General features: G+C 63.0%; 17 protein-coding genes and 1 pseudogene. 11 read left to right on the top strand and 7 right to left on the bottom strand.

Translation table 11 applies throughout. The annotated features are described in order from the left end of the window. Positions 1–158: 158 nt before the first annotated feature. Positions 159–884 (bottom strand): DUF2259 domain-containing protein, encoded by a 726-nt coding sequence (locus tag NKI50_RS19355; protein ID WP_352641121.1) that lies wholly within the window; start codon positions 882–884, stop codon positions 159–161. A gap of 248 nt (positions 885–1132) precedes the next feature. Here NKI50_RS19355 and NKI50_RS19360 point away from each other — a divergent pair, with 248 nt between their 5' ends. Then, positions 1133–1387 (top strand): DUF2171 domain-containing protein, encoded by a 255-nt coding sequence (locus tag NKI50_RS19360; protein ID WP_254817658.1) that lies wholly within the window; start codon positions 1133–1135, stop codon positions 1385–1387. A 46-nt stretch (positions 1388–1433) separates the two neighbouring features. Here the strand turns inward: NKI50_RS19360 and NKI50_RS19365 are convergent, their stop codons facing one another. Continuing rightward, entirely contained in the window at positions 1434–2453 is a 1020-nt protein-coding gene (locus tag NKI50_RS19365; RefSeq protein WP_352481167.1) for a P1 family peptidase, read from the bottom strand. Further along, complete coding sequence (locus NKI50_RS19370; protein WP_352641123.1) at positions 2453–3526, bottom strand: branched-chain amino acid ABC transporter substrate-binding protein; 1074 nt, start codon at positions 3524–3526, stop codon at positions 2453–2455. The genes NKI50_RS19365 and NKI50_RS19370 overlap by 1 nt, the downstream gene beginning before the upstream one ends. Before the next feature lie 180 nt (positions 3527–3706). Here NKI50_RS19370 and NKI50_RS19375 point away from each other — a divergent pair, with 180 nt between their 5' ends. From NKI50_RS19375 to NKI50_RS19405, 7 genes are read left to right on the top strand one after another with little or no spacing between them, the layout of a single operon-like run. After that, positions 3707–4201, top strand: coding sequence for a flavin reductase (locus NKI50_RS19375; RefSeq protein WP_352641125.1), 495 nt, complete (start codon positions 3707–3709; stop codon positions 4199–4201). Between the two features lie 31 nt (positions 4202–4232). Continuing rightward, entirely contained in the window at positions 4233–5162 is a 930-nt protein-coding gene (locus NKI50_RS19380; protein ID WP_352495809.1) for an AAA family ATPase, read from the top strand. 4 nt (positions 5163–5166) lie between these two features. Beyond that, a complete protein-coding gene (locus NKI50_RS19385; RefSeq protein WP_352717335.1) occupies positions 5167–6411 on the top strand; it encodes a vWA domain-containing protein in 1245 nt (414 codons plus the stop codon). A 25-nt stretch (positions 6412–6436) separates the two neighbouring features. Further along, positions 6437–6775, top strand: a complete 339-nt coding sequence (locus NKI50_RS19390; RefSeq protein ID WP_352641128.1) for an XdhC family protein — start codon at positions 6437–6439, stop codon at positions 6773–6775. A 6-nt stretch (positions 6776–6781) separates the two neighbouring features. Next, a complete protein-coding gene (locus NKI50_RS19395; protein WP_352481162.1) occupies positions 6782–7486 on the top strand; it encodes an XdhC family protein in 705 nt (234 codons plus the stop codon). Then, complete coding sequence (locus NKI50_RS19400; RefSeq protein WP_352641130.1) at positions 7483–9093, top strand: NTP transferase domain-containing protein; 1611 nt, start codon at positions 7483–7485, stop codon at positions 9091–9093. Before NKI50_RS19395 ends, NKI50_RS19400 begins: the two co-directional genes overlap by 4 nt. Before the next feature lie 32 nt (positions 9094–9125). Next, positions 9126–10043: an alpha/beta hydrolase gene (locus NKI50_RS19405; RefSeq protein ID WP_352855843.1), complete on the top strand. Its 918-nt coding sequence runs from the start codon at positions 9126–9128 to the stop codon at positions 10041–10043. Here the strand turns inward: NKI50_RS19405 and NKI50_RS19410 are convergent. Next, a complete protein-coding gene (locus NKI50_RS19410) occupies positions 10040–11071 on the bottom strand; it encodes a DUF1176 domain-containing protein (protein ID WP_023717409.1) in 1032 nt (343 codons plus the stop codon). The two genes, NKI50_RS19405 and NKI50_RS19410, sit on opposite strands and share 4 nt — an antisense overlap. A gap of 123 nt (positions 11072–11194) precedes the next feature. Here NKI50_RS19410 and NKI50_RS19415 point away from each other — a divergent pair, with 123 nt between their 5' ends. Then, on the top strand, positions 11195–11701 hold the full coding sequence (locus tag NKI50_RS19415) for a DUF1993 domain-containing protein (RefSeq protein WP_023717410.1): 507 nt from the start codon (positions 11195–11197) through the stop codon (positions 11699–11701). Positions 11702–11753: 52 nt separating this feature from the next. On the opposite strand, the gene NKI50_RS19420 is transcribed toward NKI50_RS19415, so the two are convergent. Continuing rightward, positions 11754–11918 (bottom strand): hypothetical protein, encoded by a 165-nt coding sequence (locus NKI50_RS19420; protein WP_023674744.1) that lies wholly within the window; start codon positions 11916–11918, stop codon positions 11754–11756. 385 nt (positions 11919–12303) lie between these two features. On the opposite strand from NKI50_RS19420, the gene NKI50_RS19425 reads away from it, so the two are divergent. Together NKI50_RS19425 and NKI50_RS19430 are read left to right on the top strand one after the other, a co-directional pair. Continuing rightward, positions 12304–13371 (top strand): aldo/keto reductase, encoded by a 1068-nt coding sequence (locus NKI50_RS19425; protein ID WP_023717412.1) that lies wholly within the window; start codon positions 12304–12306, stop codon positions 13369–13371. 48 nt (positions 13372–13419) lie between these two features. Then, a pseudogene (locus tag NKI50_RS19430) lies at positions 13420–14686 on the top strand (cysteine desulfurase-like protein). Positions 14687–14704: 18 nt separating this feature from the next. Here the strand turns inward: NKI50_RS19430 and NKI50_RS19435 are convergent. Both NKI50_RS19435 and NKI50_RS19440 read right to left on the bottom strand, forming a co-directional pair. Continuing rightward, the gene (locus NKI50_RS19435; RefSeq protein ID WP_023717413.1) at positions 14705–15736 is read right to left on the bottom strand and encodes a histone deacetylase family protein; all 1032 of its coding nucleotides are present in this window, start codon (positions 15734–15736) and stop codon (positions 14705–14707) included. Then, positions 15733–16242, bottom strand: coding sequence for a GNAT family N-acetyltransferase (locus NKI50_RS19440; protein WP_031193521.1), 510 nt, complete (start codon positions 16240–16242; stop codon positions 15733–15735). The genes NKI50_RS19435 and NKI50_RS19440 overlap by 4 nt, the downstream gene beginning before the upstream one ends. Positions 16243–16295: the final 53 nt, after the last annotated feature.

A 16295-nucleotide genomic window follows, 5' to 3' on the forward strand; every position in this document is an offset into this window, starting at 1 on the left:
GACCTTCGCCGGGGTCTCCCAATCGTACAGCTGCAGATTGAGCAGCGCGCTGGCGCCCATCGCCATGGCCCACAACAAGGCACCGACAAAAGCGGTGCGCAGCGGCGGCAAGGAGCGGCGGAGACGGCGCAGAGCGCGATAGCGCATGGCGGGGAACGTCACAGGCGACCGGTTACCGCGATCCAGCGATAGTCCGGCCCTTCGAAGCCGTATTGGCGCACCGCGATCAGCACGGCATAGGCGCTGAGGCTATCCAGTGAAAATGTCTGGACCGCGCCGATCTGGTACCCATTCGGACAGCCGCGGCTTTGCGGGATTGATTTGTCCTCGTGAATAATCCTCGTCTGGCCGCCGTCCTTCGCCTCGATGCGCAGCAGGCGAAAGCCGTTGATCTCGCCCTGGCTCTGGCAGCGTTCGGTGTCATTCATGCCGATCTGGTCGAGCCGGAACTCGAGCGGATCGTCGACCGGCGAAAAGATCGGGCGCGGATTGACCACCATGCGGAAGGGATCGGCAGAAAGCTCGGTCACCGGGTTGAAGCCGGCGGTGATGCCGCGATTTGCCGTGAGTTCCGCCTGACTGACGATCGCTTCGCCCTTTTGCCGAGCCTGCAGCCGCGCTGCGTCCACCATGGCATTCTCGTCTTCGAGCCGGACTCGGATCGGCGATCCCTTGAGAAAACTGTCGTCGGCCGTGTCGATGTAATAGCGGTTGGCATACGGGAATCCCGATCCGTCCTGGACGCCATATTCTTCGAAGGCGAAGATGCCGCCGTCACGGCTGAAGCCGAGGATCTCAAGCTCGGCGACATCGCCTGCGTAGGCGGCGACCAAAGTTGCAAGCTGGGCGAACAGGCAGACGGCAAACAGGGCAAGATTTCGCATGGGGCTTTCCGTTCAGGCAGTCGACGTCGTTAAATTCCCTATCACGATGCTGTCAAAAGATCGTGCTAACTGAAACACGAAGTCGATGCATCCAATCCGGCTGTCGTTTGTTATTGTCGGCAGCTTCACCGCATCGTGCCTTCCGAAAATCAGAATCGATTTTCGGAAGGGCACGATGCATTGATTCAAAATGTTTAGAGCATCCTTTGCGCGTCCAAAGGACGCGCGGCGCCCTAAGGGAGACCCCCATGACCGATGCAGCCAAGATCCGCGAACGTATGGAAGTGATCGGCGCCGACGGTGTCCATGTCGGCACCGTCGACAAGGTCGACGGGGATCGCATCAAGCTGACCAAGCGCGACAGCGGCGAGGGCGCTCACAGGGGCCATCACCACTTCATTCCTCTCAGCCTCGTCGCCGAGGTCGAGGGCCAGAAGGTGCGCCTGTCGGCAAACTCGGATGTTGCGGTCACGTTCGAGGAAGAAAAATCCGACCCCACCTGATCATAGTCCAGTCTGACTACTGCTCACCGAATGAGCGTCGGCGCGTTCAGCGCGACGACCAGACCGGGAAGAGATCGCCCTCGGCCGGCGTCGCGGCAAAGACGCCGCGGCTGATGGCGCGCGCCATCGTCGCGCCGGCAGCTGCGTAGAGATCGATTGCATCGTTGGGCCCGAGCTCGATGCCGCTCTTGCCCGTTGCCAGCGCGAAGACCAGATCGCCGTCGGCGGGCGTGTGCGTCGGCCAAATGGCACGGACAAAGCCGTCATGCGCTGATATCGCCAGGCGTTTGGCGGCGGCCTTGGTGAGGACCGCATCAGTGGCGATCACGGCGATGGTCGTGTTGGCGCCGGTTTCCGCCTGCTCTGCGGCATGCTTGTCACGGAACTTCAGCAGGATCTTTCTGGCACCGTCAGGCATCGGGTGGGGATAGCCTAAGCCGCCGAACTCGTCGCCGATCTCGAACGGTGCCGCCCAGAAATGGCGGGTCCCGGCGACCGTCACCGAGCCGGTCGGGTTGACGGCGGCGAGCGCGCCGATGGTGACGCCGCTGTCCAGCATTGTCGAGGCCGAGCCGAGCCCGCCCTTCAGACCGGAGCTCAGCGCGCCGGCACCCGCGCCGGCGGTGCCGAGCGCAAAGTCTATCGCGGCGGCTTGCGCGGCTTCGTAGCCGAGGTCGCGGTAAGGCGGATACCGGCCCCAATCCTTGTCGCCGCCATTGCGCAGGTCGAACAGGATCGCCGCCGGCACGATCGGCACGCGAAAGCCGCCGACCTCGACGCCGATGCCTCTTTCGCGCAATGCCGCCTGTACCCCCGACGCGGCGTCGAGGCCAAAGGCCGAACCGCCCGAAAGCACCACGGCGTGGATGGCATGGATTGAATTGTGCGGCTCGAGCAGGTCGGTTTCGCGGGTGCCCGGCGCACCGCCCAGGATTTGCACGCCGGCCACGGCCGGTTCGTCGCAGATGACGGTGGTCACACCGGATTTCAGCTTGGCATTCGCCGCATTGCCAACCCGCAAGCCGGCAACGTCGGTGATGAGATTGCGCGGACCGGTATGGAACATTATTGGCTCTCCGCCCGCACGAAACGGCCGCCGTCGAAACGGTAGGCGCGATAAGGATTTTGCGTCAGGTCGCCTTTCTCGTCAAAGCGGATCGGCCCGATCGCCGTAGTGAAGTCATGTCCAGTAAGCAGGTCAGCCAGGCTTTTGCCGGAGGTTTCGGAAGCCGCAAAGGCCTCGCGGGCGATCTCGACCGCGGCATAGGCGGGCAGCGTATAACCATCCGGCACGATGTTTTGTGCGGCAAAGCTTTGCAGCACCTTGGGGTCGGCGACGTCAACCCATTCGGGCGGCGCGATCATTAGCGTGCCGACGGCGTAAGGCACGTCGCCGAGCGGCGCGCGCAGCGCTTCACCGCCGGCAAACACCATGCCGGTATCGAGCTGGCCGGCGTCGCGGCCCATAATGGCGACATCATCGCCGTCACCGCCGGCAAAGACATGCGTTGCGCCGGCTTTCTTCAGTCGGCCGATCAGGCCGATCTGGTTGTCGAGCTGCGGCCGGAACGTGTCGACGAACACTGGCTTCAATGCCGCCTGCTCGGCGGCAGACCGAAACGTCTCGGCCATTTCGCGGCCATAGATCGTGCCATCGTCGACGATAGCGAACAGCTCGTTCTGCCATAGGCGGGTGAGGGTGGCGGCGACGGCATTGCGCTCGTCGTCGCCGCGCGGCCCGAGACGATAGATCGGCCATCCCGTCTTGGCGCGCCGGTCGGTCAGGCTTTCCGTGCGCACGCCGACGGTGATCACCGGGATGTCGGCATCCTTGAGGATCGGCAGAGCCGCCTCGATTGCGTCGGTGCACAGAAAACCGATGACGACCTTGACCTTGGCCGCGGCGAATTCCCGCGCGGCGGCAACGCCGCCAGCGGCCGTGCAGGCGTCATCGATCGTCCTGATCTCGGTATCACTCGCTTCAGCCGCCATTGTCGCGCCTGCCTCGATCTGATTGCCGAGGATCGCCGACGGCCCCGACAAAGGCGCCGCGACGCCGATCAGCAGCGTCTCGGCACTCGCACTACCGGCGAGCGAGAGCCAGGCCAGCACCGCTATCGTGGTTGTCCAAGGTCGCATGCGAGCGAAGAATTCCTCCGCGCCGATCGCGTGTTTTGCCGGCGCCAATGCCGTCAAGACCTAAAGGCTGGCCAGCTTTGGCGCAACACGCGAATTCGGGATATAGCTCAAGCACTTCGCTTGTGGCATGCAATATGCGGTCATATATAACGGCTGGTTCTGACTAACGGAAAATCATCGGTGCTGAAGAAGAATGAAATCGGGCCGCAGGCCTACCGCGACGCTATGGCCCATTTTGCCGGCCATGTGCATGTGGTCACCACTGATGGCCCGGCCGGCAAGCGTGGCGCGACGGTGATCGCGGCCTGCTCGGTGTCGGACACACCGCCGACCATCCTGGTCTGCCTCAATCGTGAAAATCCCAAGAACGAGCCGTTTGTGAAAAACGGCAAATTTGCCATGAACACGCTGGCTTCGGATCAGGAGCCGCTGTCGATCGGCTTTTCCGGCATCACCGGCCTGCCGGTCGAGGAGCGTTTCGCATTGGCCGAATGGGACGTCATCTCGACCGGTGCGCCGACGTTGAAGGGCGCGCTCGCCGTCTTCGACTGCGAGCTGATCGACACCAAGGATCTGGCCACACATCGTGTGCTTTTTGGCAAGGTGACAGGCCTGCGCATCGGCGATAATTTGCGGCCGCTGATCTATCACGACCGCAGCTACCACGCTCTGTAGAGGCTTTGATGGCCGCGTCCACGGAGATCAAATGACCGAGCTGAAATCGCGCCCCGTGCCGCGGACCATCGACGAGACGCTCGATCTGTTGACCGGTGCGGATTATGTGGCGGACCGGTCGCTGGCGACTGTGCTGTTTTTGTCGCTGCGCATGAAGCGTCCGCTGTTCCTTGAGGGTGAGGCCGGCGTCGGCAAGACCGAGATCGCCAAGGTGCTGGCCGAGGCCCTTGGCCGTAGGCTGATCCGCCTGCAATGCTATGAAGGGCTCGATGTCTCGTCTGCCGTCTACGAGTGGAACTACGCCGCGCAGATGATCGAAATCCGCATGGAGGAGGCGGCCGGCAAGGTCGACCGCTCCGACATGGAACGCAACGTCTTTTCCGAAAAGTATCTGATCCGCCGCCCGGTGCTCGATGCGCTGACTGGCAAGGCGGGCGCCGCACCGGTGTTCCTGATCGACGAACTCGACCGCACCGACGAGGCCTTCGAGGCATTCCTGCTCGAAATCCTTTCCGATTTCCAGGTGACGGTGCCCGAACTCGGCACCATCAAGGCGGAGGAGCCGCCGATCGTCATCATCACCACCAACCGCACGCGCGAAATCCACGACGCGCTGAAGCGGCGCTGCCTTTATCACTGGGTCGATTATCCCAATGCCGAGCGCGAGCTTGAGATCGTCCGCCGAAAGGTGCCGCAGGCCAACAGCCGGCTTTCGGCCGAGGTCGTTTCATTCATCCAGAAGCTGCGTCAGATCGAGCTGTTCAAGGTGCCCGGCGTCGCCGAGACCATCGACTGGGCCGGCGCGCTGACCGAACTCGACAAGGTGGCGTTGGACCCTGAGACGGTTTCCGACACGATAGGCGTGCTGCTGAAATACCAGGACGATATTGCCCGCATCGGTGAGGGCGAAGGCCGGCGCATCCTCAACGAGGTCAAGGCCGAGCTGTCGGCGGCGGAGTAGGGCGATGCCGCGTGCGGAACCCAAAGAGGCAACGGCGGACGGGCGGATCGCCGACAACGTCGTCTATTTCTCCCGCACCTTGCGCAAGGCCGGTATGCGTGTCGGACCGGCCTCGGTCAAAGACGCCATCGAGGCAGTGCTCGCTGCCGGCATCGGCTCGCGTGACGATTTCTACTGGACGCTGCACGCCGTGCTGGTCTCGAGGCACGAAGATCACGCCACCTTCGACGAGACCTTCCGGCTGTTCTGGAAGTCGCACGAGCTGATCGAAAAGATGCTGGCGATCTTTTCGCCGATCGCTCCCGACAACAAAGGGAAGCAAAAACCCCGCGCGGCCGAGAACCGCGTCAGCCAGGCGATGTTCGAGGGTCACCAGAAGAACCAGCCGGCGCAGGAAGTTCCCGAGATCGAGGTCGACGCGCGCTTCACCTTCTCCGGCAACGAGGTGCTGAGAGGCAAGGATTTTGCCCAGATGAACGCCGCCGAGATGGCCGACGCCAGGATAGCGATCGCCCAGTTGCGGCTGCCCTTCGACATGGTTCGGACGCGGCGTTTCAAAGCCGATGCGCATGGCCGCCGTATCGATCCGCGCGCCATGATGCGCTCGGCTGCGCGCACCGGCGGCGAGTTGATCCTGCCTAAATTCCGCTCGCCCCGCGAAGTCCATCCGCCGCTGGTGGTGCTTGCCGACATTTCCGGTTCTATGAGCCAGTACACGCGGATCTTCCTGCATTTCCTGCATGCGCTGACGGAAAAGCGCCGGCGCGTGCACGCCTTCGTCTTCGGCACCAGGCTTACCAATCTGACCCGCCAGATGCGGCATCGCGATCCCGATGCCGCACTCGCCGACTGTTCTGCCGCGGTAAAGGACTGGTCGGGCGGCACGCGCATCGGCGATACGCTGGCAGAATTCAACCGTTTTTGGTCGCGCCGCGTGCTGGGGCAAGGCGCGGTGGTACTGCTGATCACCGATGGGCTGGAGCGCGACGAGGTCGCCGGCCTGTCGGAGGAAATGGAACGGCTGCATAAATCCTGCCGGCGGCTGATCTGGCTGAACCCGCTGCTGCGCTTCGACGGCTTCGAGGCGCGCGCCCGCGGCGTCAGGGCGATGCTGCCGCATGTCGACGAATTCCGTTCGGTGCACAATCTCGACGCGCTCGCCGATCTCTGTGCGTCGCTGGACAAGAATTCGGTGCGTTCGGTCGACCCGCGCCGGTGGATCCAGGCTGGCGCGAAGCGCGTCGCATAACCACATGTCTCCCAGGGAGAAAATCATGGAACACAGTGTCTATCTCGATGAAGCCCGCGACCCGCTGATCATCGCGGAGGGCTGGATGAAGGAGGGCAAGGACGTCGCCATTGCCACCGTGGTCGAAACCTGGGGTTCGGCACCGCGGCCGGTCGGTAGCCATCTGGTCATCGACACCGAAGGCAATTTCCATGGCTCCGTTTCGGGCGGCTGCGTCGAAGGCGCAGTGGTGACCGAAGCAATCGACGTCATCGATAGCGGCAAGGCGAAGATGCTGGAGTTCGGGGTCGCCGATGAGACTGCGTGGCAGGTCGGCCTGTCCTGTGGCGGCCGCATCAAGGTCTATGTCGAAAGATTGGGCTGATTGTCGATGGATCCTTACGCGCTGAAGACACTCAACGCCGAACGTCGTGCCCGCCGCGCGGCGATTTTGGTAACCGATCTTGGTGACGGCCGGGACCGTATCGTGCGCGAGGGCGACCAGGTTGCCGGCGAACTCGGGGCAGCCATCGCCAAGGCATTCCGCACCGGCAATTCCGGGTCGGTCGAAGCTGAGGGACGGGCCTTCTTCCTCAACGCACATCTGCCGCAGCCACGCCTGGTGGTGATCGGCGCCGTCCACATCAGCCAGGCGCTTGCACCGATGGCCAGGATCGCCGGCTATCCCGTCGAGATCATCGATCCGCGCACGGCGTTTGCCACGTCCGACCGCTTTCCCGACATCGCGCTGCATGCCGAATGGCCGGAGGATGTCCTGAAGCGTCAGCCGCTCGACGGCTATACCGCGCTGGCTGCCCTCACTCATGATCCGAAGATCGACGATTTCGCGCTGAAGGCGGCGCTCGACGCCAACTGCTTCTATGTCGGGGCGCTTGGCAGTCGCAAGACCCATGCGAAACGCGTCGAACGCTTGCTGGCCTTGGGCGCGACCGCCGACCAGATCGCCCGCATTCATGCACCGATCGGCCTCGACATTGGGGCTGCCAGCCCGGCCGAGATCGCCGTCGCGGTGTTGGCGCAAGCGATCCACGCCTTTCGCTCTCGCGGCCTCGAATCCAAAGGCGCGGTCGCGTGAAATTTGGTCCCGTTCCGATCGATGCGGCCGAAGGGGCAGTGCTGGCGCACGCCACCACAGCCGGAGAGCGCCGCTTCCGCAAGGCGCACAGGCTAAGCGCCGAGGATGTGTCCCTGTTGAAGGCCTCCGGGATTTCCGAGGTCGTCGCGGCGGTGTTGGCGCCCGATGATCTCAGCGAGGATGCCGCGGCCGAAAAGCTCGCCGCATATATGATCCATCGCAACATCGAGGCGAAGCGCGCTGCGACCGGCAGGGTCAACCTCCACGCGCAGGCTGCCGGCATATTCACCGTCGACGCGGCGATGATCGACGCCATCAATGCCGTCGATCCGACGATTACCATCGCCACGCTGGCGCAGCATGCGCCGGTCGAAAAAGGTCAGATGGTTGCGACGGTGAAAATCATTCCGTTTGCGGTCGCCTTCGCTTTGGTCGATGCGGTGGCAAGGATCTGCGCCGAGGGCGAGATTTTTGCGGTCAACGCCTATCAGCCGGTGCGCGTCGGCGTCATCCAGACGGTGCTGCCCGGCATCAAGCCGAGCGTGCTCGACAAGACGCTGCGCGTCACCGAAGCGCGCCTGGCGCGTTCGGGCAGCCGGCTGACGACGGAGCGTCGAACCCCGCATGAGGTCAGCCCCGTCGCCGAGGCTGCCGCCTCGCTGATCCGCGACAACGATATGGTGGTGATCTTCGGCGCCTCGGCGATGGCCGATTTCGGCGACGTCGTGCCCGCCGCCATCGAACGGGCAAGCGGCACCGTCATTCGCGCCGGCATGCCGGTCGATCCTGGCAATCTGCTGGTGCTCGGCAATCTAGGCGGCAAGCGCATCATCGGTGCGCCCGGTTGCGCCCGTAGCCCCAAGGAGAACGGCTTCGACTGGGTGCTCGACCGGCTGATTGCTGGTCTCGACGTGACCGCCAGGGATATTGCCGGCATGGGCGTTGGCGGGCTGCTGATGGAAATTCCGACGCGGCCGCAGCCGCGCGAGCCGCTGCCGGCCAAAGCCGAACCAAGGGTCGAGACGGTGCTTCTGGCGGCCGGCCGCTCCAGCCGCATGAGCGGGCCGAACAAGCTTTTGGCGCTGTTCGACGGCAAGCCCCTGGTCCGCCGCACCGCCGAACGCGCGGTCGGTTCGAAAGCCGCGGCCACCATCGTCGTCACCGGCCACCAGCGCGAGCGCGTGCGCAGCGCACTGTCGGGCATGGATGTGACCTTCGCCGACAATCCGGATTTCGCCGAGGGTCTGTCTTCGTCGCTGAAGGCAGGCATCGCCAAGGTTTCTGGCGACGCCGCCGGCGCCATGATCGTCCTCGGCGATATGCCCGGCGTCGCCTCGGCCGACCTCGACAGGCTGATCGAGGCGTTCCGCAAGTCCGAAGGGCGATCGGTGGTGCGCGCCTCTCATAATGGCCGGCGCGGCAACCCGGTGCTGCTGCCGCGCTCGCTGTTCGCCGCCATCGCTCACCTCGAAGGCGATACCGGTGCCCGTCATCTGGTCGAGGCCGAAGGGCTCGACGTCATCGATGTCGAGATCGGCGAAGGGGCGGCCGTCGATGTCGACACGCGCGAGGCGCTGGAAAGCGCCGGCGGCGTGCTGCAGGATTGACAAACCGAAGCCGAAAAACGCATGGCTGCGGGATGGCCTTTCGTTCTTGCTTCCGGTTCCGCTTGCCCCCCTCTGGCCTCCCGGCCCTGCTGATCGCGATTCTTTTGTCGCTCTCTTGTGCCGCCTACGCCAACGCTCTCGAACTCAAACCCTTCAAGGATGATCTGTTCGCCTATCCGGCGACGCTCTCATCCGAAAACAACGGCGCCTATACGGTCATCGACTATCGTGAGTTGCGCGACATCAACGCCCGTGACGAAGTGCCTGAGCGTCGTGTGCACGCGCAATACACCGATACCGGCGTGCGCAAGGTGCAGCAGGATCTGTTGCTGAAGACCGACGCTGGAGATGTCCGCCACATTGCCGTCGGCAAAGTCGGGGGCGCCAGCATCATCGTGCTTTACCTGCACGGGCAGGGCGGCAGCCGTAAGCAGGGCACCGACGACATCACCTTCGGCGGCAATTTCAACCGCATCAAGAACCTGATGGCCGGCAATGGCGGCCTCTATCTGTCGCCGGATTTTTCCGACTTCGGCGACACCGGTGCCGCCCAGATCGCTGCGTTGATCGGCCACTATGCCGAGCAGTCGCCGGGCGCAAAAATCTTCGTCGCCTGTGGCTCGATGGGCGGTTCGTTATGCTGGAAGCTGGCCGATCGCAAGGACACCGGCGGGCGCATCGACGGGCTGCTGCTGCTCGGCTCGCTGTGGGATGAGAGTTTCTTCTCAAGCCCCGCATTCAAGCGTCGTGTGCCGGTCTTCTTCGGCCAGGGTAGCAAGGACCCGGTGTTTCCAATCGAGAAACAGGAAGGCTTCTTCCGATCGATCCTAGCCAAATCGAGAACCTATCCGACCCGCTTCGTCCGTTTTGAAACTGGCACGCATGGCACGCCAATCCGCATGACCGACTGGCGGGGTACACTCAACTGGATGTTATCGAAGGCCCCCTAGGGCGCGGTGTTGTAGTCGACGACCGTCTGCGGATTTTCCTCGCCGTCGTAAGACGCGTCGACGTCGTACTGGACCAGGGAAAAATCGCCGTTGCGAAACAGATATGTCCCCGATGAAGAGGCATCGCCGATGCCACGCCATTTGTTGAACGTAGCGATCGTCTTGGTCTCTTCGTCGTAATCGGAATTGGTTGCCCAGCCGGAGGTCTGGAAGCCAACTATGGTCATGCCCAGCAATTTGCCTTCGCTGTCGTTGTTTTCGTAGCGAATGTCCATTTCGGGTTCGGCGAACTGCAATTGCCTGACGCCGAGCACGTCGTCGCTCATGTAATAAATAGAGCTTTCGTTATAGGCCGCGGCCGAGCAGGAGAAGTGGAAAAGCCGCGTTTCCCTTTCGGGATCACTGGCAGCCGCATCCTTGTCCTTATAGTGGATCGAGAAAATGTCCGGCTCCTGCGCCAAAAGATCCTTGTCGCACTGGTCGCCATAAGTCGTGGCAAACGCTCTGTTGGCCTGCTCAAGCGCTGCGTCCTTCTTCGGCGGCGGCGGTCCTTCGCCGCAGCTTGCCGGCACGGCATCCTCGAAATCGGCCTTTGACGGTTTCAGCGCACCCTTGTCGATGAAGATCGAGCGAAATGGCGGTTCCTGGATCGAGGCGTTGATCTGGCGCAGCGTATAGCAGCCGGCAAAGACATTTTCGCTGCCGTCCTTGGCTGTCGCCCGGATGGCGACCGGAACGCTGTAGTAGATACTGCCGGCAGCACCGTCTTCGGACACACCACCGGTTTTTACGTCGACCGTGTCGGTGCCGTCATAGCCTTTGACGAAGGAGTTGAAATCCTTGGCCGGCTTGGTGTCGCCGAAATAGTCCCAGGCGCGCGCGAATTCGTGCCGGCTGATGGCACTATAAAGCGACCGGATGACCGCTTCGGCATTCGACCTGTCGTCGATATAAGGCGCGTCTGCGGCGAGCGCCGATTGGCCGGCAAGAGAGATAAAAGCGGCCGTTGCGAAAAGGGCGCGTCTCATCGGGAACCTCCACTCGATGAAAAATCCTATCATATCGATTGCGGCGACGTGGTGACGCTTGAACAATCGCGTGCGAAAGCGCTACCTCTCGCCGTCGGCAGTCGGGCCGCGTGGAGATTTCTTGTGACCATATCAATGTATGAAGCATCCGTGCCGGTATTTTCGGCGAGGCTGAAGGCACTGGCCAACGTCCTGAGCATTGCCGAGCAAAATGCGGCTGACCGGAAGATCGATCCGCAGGTGTATCTCACGGCGAGGCTGGCGCCGGACATGTTCGCCCTGACCAGGCAGGTACAGATTGCCACCGATCACGCCAAGGGCGCGCCGTCGCGGCTGGCCGGGCGTGAGGTGCCAAAATACGAGGACAATGAGGCGAGCTTCGCCGATCTGCAGGCCCGCCTTAGCAAGACATTGGCTCATCTCGCGACATTTTCGGCGGCCGAATTCGATGGTTCAGATGACAGGATGGTCGAACTGAGGCTTGCGGGACGCGAGGTTTCGATGCCAGGAATGCAGTATCTGTTGCATGCCGCCATGCCCAATTTCTATTTCCACCTGACCACTGCCTATGACATCCTGCGCCACAACGGCGTGCCATTGGGCAAGTCGATCTTCCTCGGATTGCGTTGAGATTCGCTCAGGAGATATCCCGGCCGCGCCGGGATATCTCGCGGTGCACTGTTTAGCGCAAGGACATTTCCCGGGCGATGCGTGGGAAATCGGCCGGCTTGACCCCGATATCGGCGCGATCGGCATTGCTCATCGAATGGAGTAGCGCCAGTGCCGCGCGATAGCGCAGCTGTTCCCGCGGACGCGGACGGGCGAACATTTCAGTGAAGAATCCCATGATTCAAGCCCCTCTATTGAAACCTCCGCGGCCTTCAATATAGGCGGATCATGACGATTGTGCAGTGCAGCATTCGCATGGCAGCCATGCTGCCCCGATCTTTTTTGACATAATTCGGCTGGTCCGGCGAAACTTCTGCGGCACTTCGACCGTATGCGTCAGTGCCGGCATTTGGCCGGTTTTTCCTCGCCATTCCTGGCGAACTTCCGGACTGCATGCACATGCAGTCCGGCTTTTTATTGGCCGTGGGGATAAACCCCGTTCGCCGGCATCCTGGGAAAGTCGCCTGGCCTGCCGGCGGCGGGCTTGGAAGCGGCCGGCGCTTTCCTGTATGCTATTGCTTCCTCCTCGCGCAGCCGCGCAAAATTCCCGCCGGAGAACCTCCATGCACAAACGCCGCCTCGGCCAGACCGATCTTTTCGTGTCGCAGATCTGCCTCGGCTCGATGACCTGGGGCCAGCAGAACACCGAGGCGGACGGTCACGCTCAGATGGATTTGGCGTTTGCGCGCGGCGTCAATTTCATCGACACCGCCGAACTCTATCCGATCCCGCCCAAGGCCGAGACGCAGGGCCGCACCGAGACAATCATCGGCAACTGGATGAAGGAGAAGCGCAATCGCGGCCAGGTGATCATCGCCTCGAAAGTGGTTGGCCGCACCGCCAACACCTGGTTTCGCGGCGACCGCCCGTCGAAGCTGGTGCGCGCCGACATCTTCGACGCTATTGATAAGTCACTCGCCAGGCTCAACACCGATTACATCGATCTCTACCAGATCCATTGGCCGGAACGCGACGTACCGTGGGGCGCCAATCCGAACCGCATCGGCGCCGTGCCGCGACGCTCCGATGCCGCCGGCGTGCCGGAGGGCGAGACGCCGATCGCCGAGACGCTTGGTGTGTTCGACGAGCTGGTGAAGGCCGGCAAGATCCGCCACTTCGGCCTGTCGAACGAGAATTCCTGGGGCGTCATGCGTTTCATTGCCGAAGCCGACAAGGGCCTCGGCCCGCGCGTCGTCTCGTTGCAGAACGCCTATAATTTCGTCAACCGCACCTTCGAGGTGAACCTTGCCGAAGTCTGCGAGCGCGAGCAGGTGTCGCTGCTTGCCTATTCGCCGCTGGCGCAAGGCTATTTGACCGGCAAATACGATCATGGCGCGCGGCCGCAGGGCTCGCGCTCGCAGTTGTTCAACCGCGGCCAGCGCTACGAGACGCCGAATGCTGCCGAAGTGCAGCTCGAATACAACCGGTTGGCGCGCACCTTCGGCATGGAGCCGGCCCTGTTTGCCAATGCCTATGTCTCGAACCGGCCCTTGGTCACTTCGAACATCATCGGTGCCACCACCATTTCGCAACTCGAAATGGCGCTCTCTTCCGCCAACGTGGTCTGGACCGAGGACATGCAGAAAGCCGTCGATGCGATCCACCAGCGCGTCGGCAATCCGTGCCCGTGAGGCGTCGAGACGTGATCGTCCGATGATCATAAGGGGAGGGGAACAGCCATGGACTTCCGGATCGACGCGGTGCGCGCAAAATTTCCGGCCTTGTCGCTGACCGACAAGGGCCGCAGGCGCATCTATCTCGACAATCCTGCCGGCACGCAGGTGCCGCAGGCGGTGGCGGACGCGGTGTCACGCTGCCTGCTGACCACCAATGCCAATCTCGGCGGCTTCTTCGAGACCACCATCGCGGCACAAGACATCGTCGACGAGGCCCATCTGGCGATGGCGGATTTCCTTGGCGCGGCAAGTCCGCGGGAAATCATCATCGGCGCCAACATGACGACGTTGACCTACCACATGTCGCGAACGCTTGGCCGTACGATGAAACCCGGCGACGAGATCATCCTCACCCGCATGGACCATGAGGGCAACATCTCACCCTGGCTGCAACTGGCTGAAGACCTTGGCCTTGTCGTGCGCTGGCTACCTTTCGACCAGCAGAGCTGGCAGATCGAGGAGGCGGCGCTCGCCGCGCTGCTTTCCGAGAGGACGCGGCTCATCGCGCTCAACTACGCCAGCAATCTCACCGGGGTCGATCAACCGGGTGAAGGCGTTGACCCGCACTGCCAGGCAGGCCGGTGCGTTGGTCTACGTTGATGCCGTGCAGTTCGCCCCGCATGGCCTGATCGACGTCCAAAATCTCGGCTGTGATTTCCTGATCTGCTCGGCCTACAAGTTCTTCGGCCCACATATGGGAATTTTGTGGGGCAGGCTGGACGTCGTCGATGCGCTGAAGCCGTACAAATGCCGTTGCTCGTCCAATGCCTTGCCGGAGCGCTTCGAGCTCGGCACGCCGCAAATTGAATTGATGGCCGGCCTGTCGGCGGCGGTCGATTATCTTGCCGAGCTGGGCGCGGCGGCCGGCGATCAAGCATCGCGCCGCCAGAAAATAACCAAGGCCTTCGAATTGTCGATCGCTTACGAGAACCCGCTGGCGCAACGGCTGATCGACGGTCTGTCGGATATTGCCGGCCTGACCATCCACGGCATCACCGATCCGAAGCGGATCAATGAGCGCGTGCCGACGGTGTCCTTCACCGTCCAAGGCATCGTGCCGGAGGCGATCGTGCGGCAGATGAATGCGGAAAACATCTTCCTATGGTCCGGCCACAACTACGCCTGGGAGATTGTGCACCAGCTCGGCATTCCGGCCGACCAGGGCGTCGTGCGCATAGGCATCGCTCATTACAACACTTCAGCCGAGATCGACGAGACGCTGGAGAGTGTGCACCGCGTTGTCGCCATGCTGAGGCAGGAACGATCCTGAGCGCGCCTCGCGGGCCGATCATCGCTTGTGGGCGCCGCCAAAACCGGTGAGGAAGGCGGTGAGATTGTCGCCGAGCTCGTCGCAGAGATAGCCGCCTTCCTGGACGATGACTGTCGATAGGCCGAGACCGGCGATGGCCTCGCCAATGCGCGAGAAACCGGGCGTGCTCACCGACAGCCCACCGAACGGATCGCCCTCGAAGGCGTCGAGGCCGAGCGCCACCACCAGCGCTTCTGGCGCAAAGGCGCGGATACGCTGGAAAGCCACGTCCAGTGCTTCGAGGAATGCGGCGTCGCCGGATTTGCGCGGCAGCGGCAGGTTGAGATTGTAGCCGAGGCCGGCGCCTTCGCCGCGCTCGTCGGCATGGCCCCAGAAAAACGGATAGAAGCGCACCGGGTCGGCATGCAGCGACACGGTGAGCACGTCCGGCCGGGCATAGAAGATGCCCTGCGTGCCATTGCCGTGATGCAGGTCGACGTCGAGGATCGCCACCCGCGCCGCTTGCTTGCGCAGAACCCGTGCGGCGACCGCCGAATTGTTGATGAAGCAGAAGCCGCCGGCGACCTCGGCAAAGGCGTGATGGCCGGGCGGACGGCAGAGCGCATAGGCTGAAGGCACGCCCGACATCACCGCCTCGGCTGCTTCAACCGCGCTCCAGGCGCTCCACAGTGCGCTCTGCCACGTCTCGCCGGAGATCGGGCAGGCGGTGTCGGCCATGTGGTAGCCGGCCTGGCCGACTGCCGAGGCAGGATAGGAGCCGTGCCGCGCGATCGGATGGATGTTGGGAATGACCTCGGCAGAGGCACCCTCGATGCGCTGCCAGCGCGCGAAGATATGCTGGAGGAAATCGAGATATTCGGGCGTATGCACCGCCGCAATCGGGCCGAGCCCGTGATCCCGCGGCCGTTCGATCGTGCAGCCGGCAGCCTTTGCGCCGGCTAGCAATCGCTCGACCCGTTCCGGCTTTTCCGGATTGGGCTGCGGCGCGCCGCTTGAGAGGAACGCCTTCGGGTCGTGGCGCTTCTGTTCTTCGGCATAGAAGGCTTTCATGTTGGCTCCTCCGGTGCATCGGCGAAGGCGAAAAAGGCGTCGCCGACGATCTTCTGCACCTGCTCGTAGCTCGACCAGGCAATGCCCAACCGTTCGTAAAAAGCCTTGGCGGTCTCGTTGTCGGTATCGACGGACAGCCTGAGATAGACGCCGCCTGCCTTCCGGCACTGCGCCGCCACCCGGCGCAGCAGGCGCTCGCCGATCCTGCGGCCGCGAAACCGGTCCTCGACGTAGAGGTCCTGCACATAGACGCCGGCTCGTCCCATCCATGTCGAGAAGATCGGAAAATGCAGGCAAAGCCCGGCAAATTCGCCGCCGACTTCGGCGATCAAGGTCGAGAAGGCAGGCTTTTCGCCAAAGCCATAGGTGCGGAGATCCGCAGCTGTCGAGGTGATCTCCTGATGTGCGCCGACATGCGCGCCGAGCCGTAGGAGTGCGGCGTGGATGGTTTCGACGTCCTCCACCCGGCCGGGGCGGATAAGCACGTTTGTGGATGGCGTACTCACGGCAGGCAGGGCGCCCAGGCACCCCCCTCTGTCCTGCCGGACATCTCCCCCTC

The organism is Mesorhizobium sp. M0563, from assembly GCF_040321065.1.
Taxonomy (GTDB): Bacteria; Pseudomonadota; Alphaproteobacteria; order Rhizobiales; family Rhizobiaceae; genus Mesorhizobium.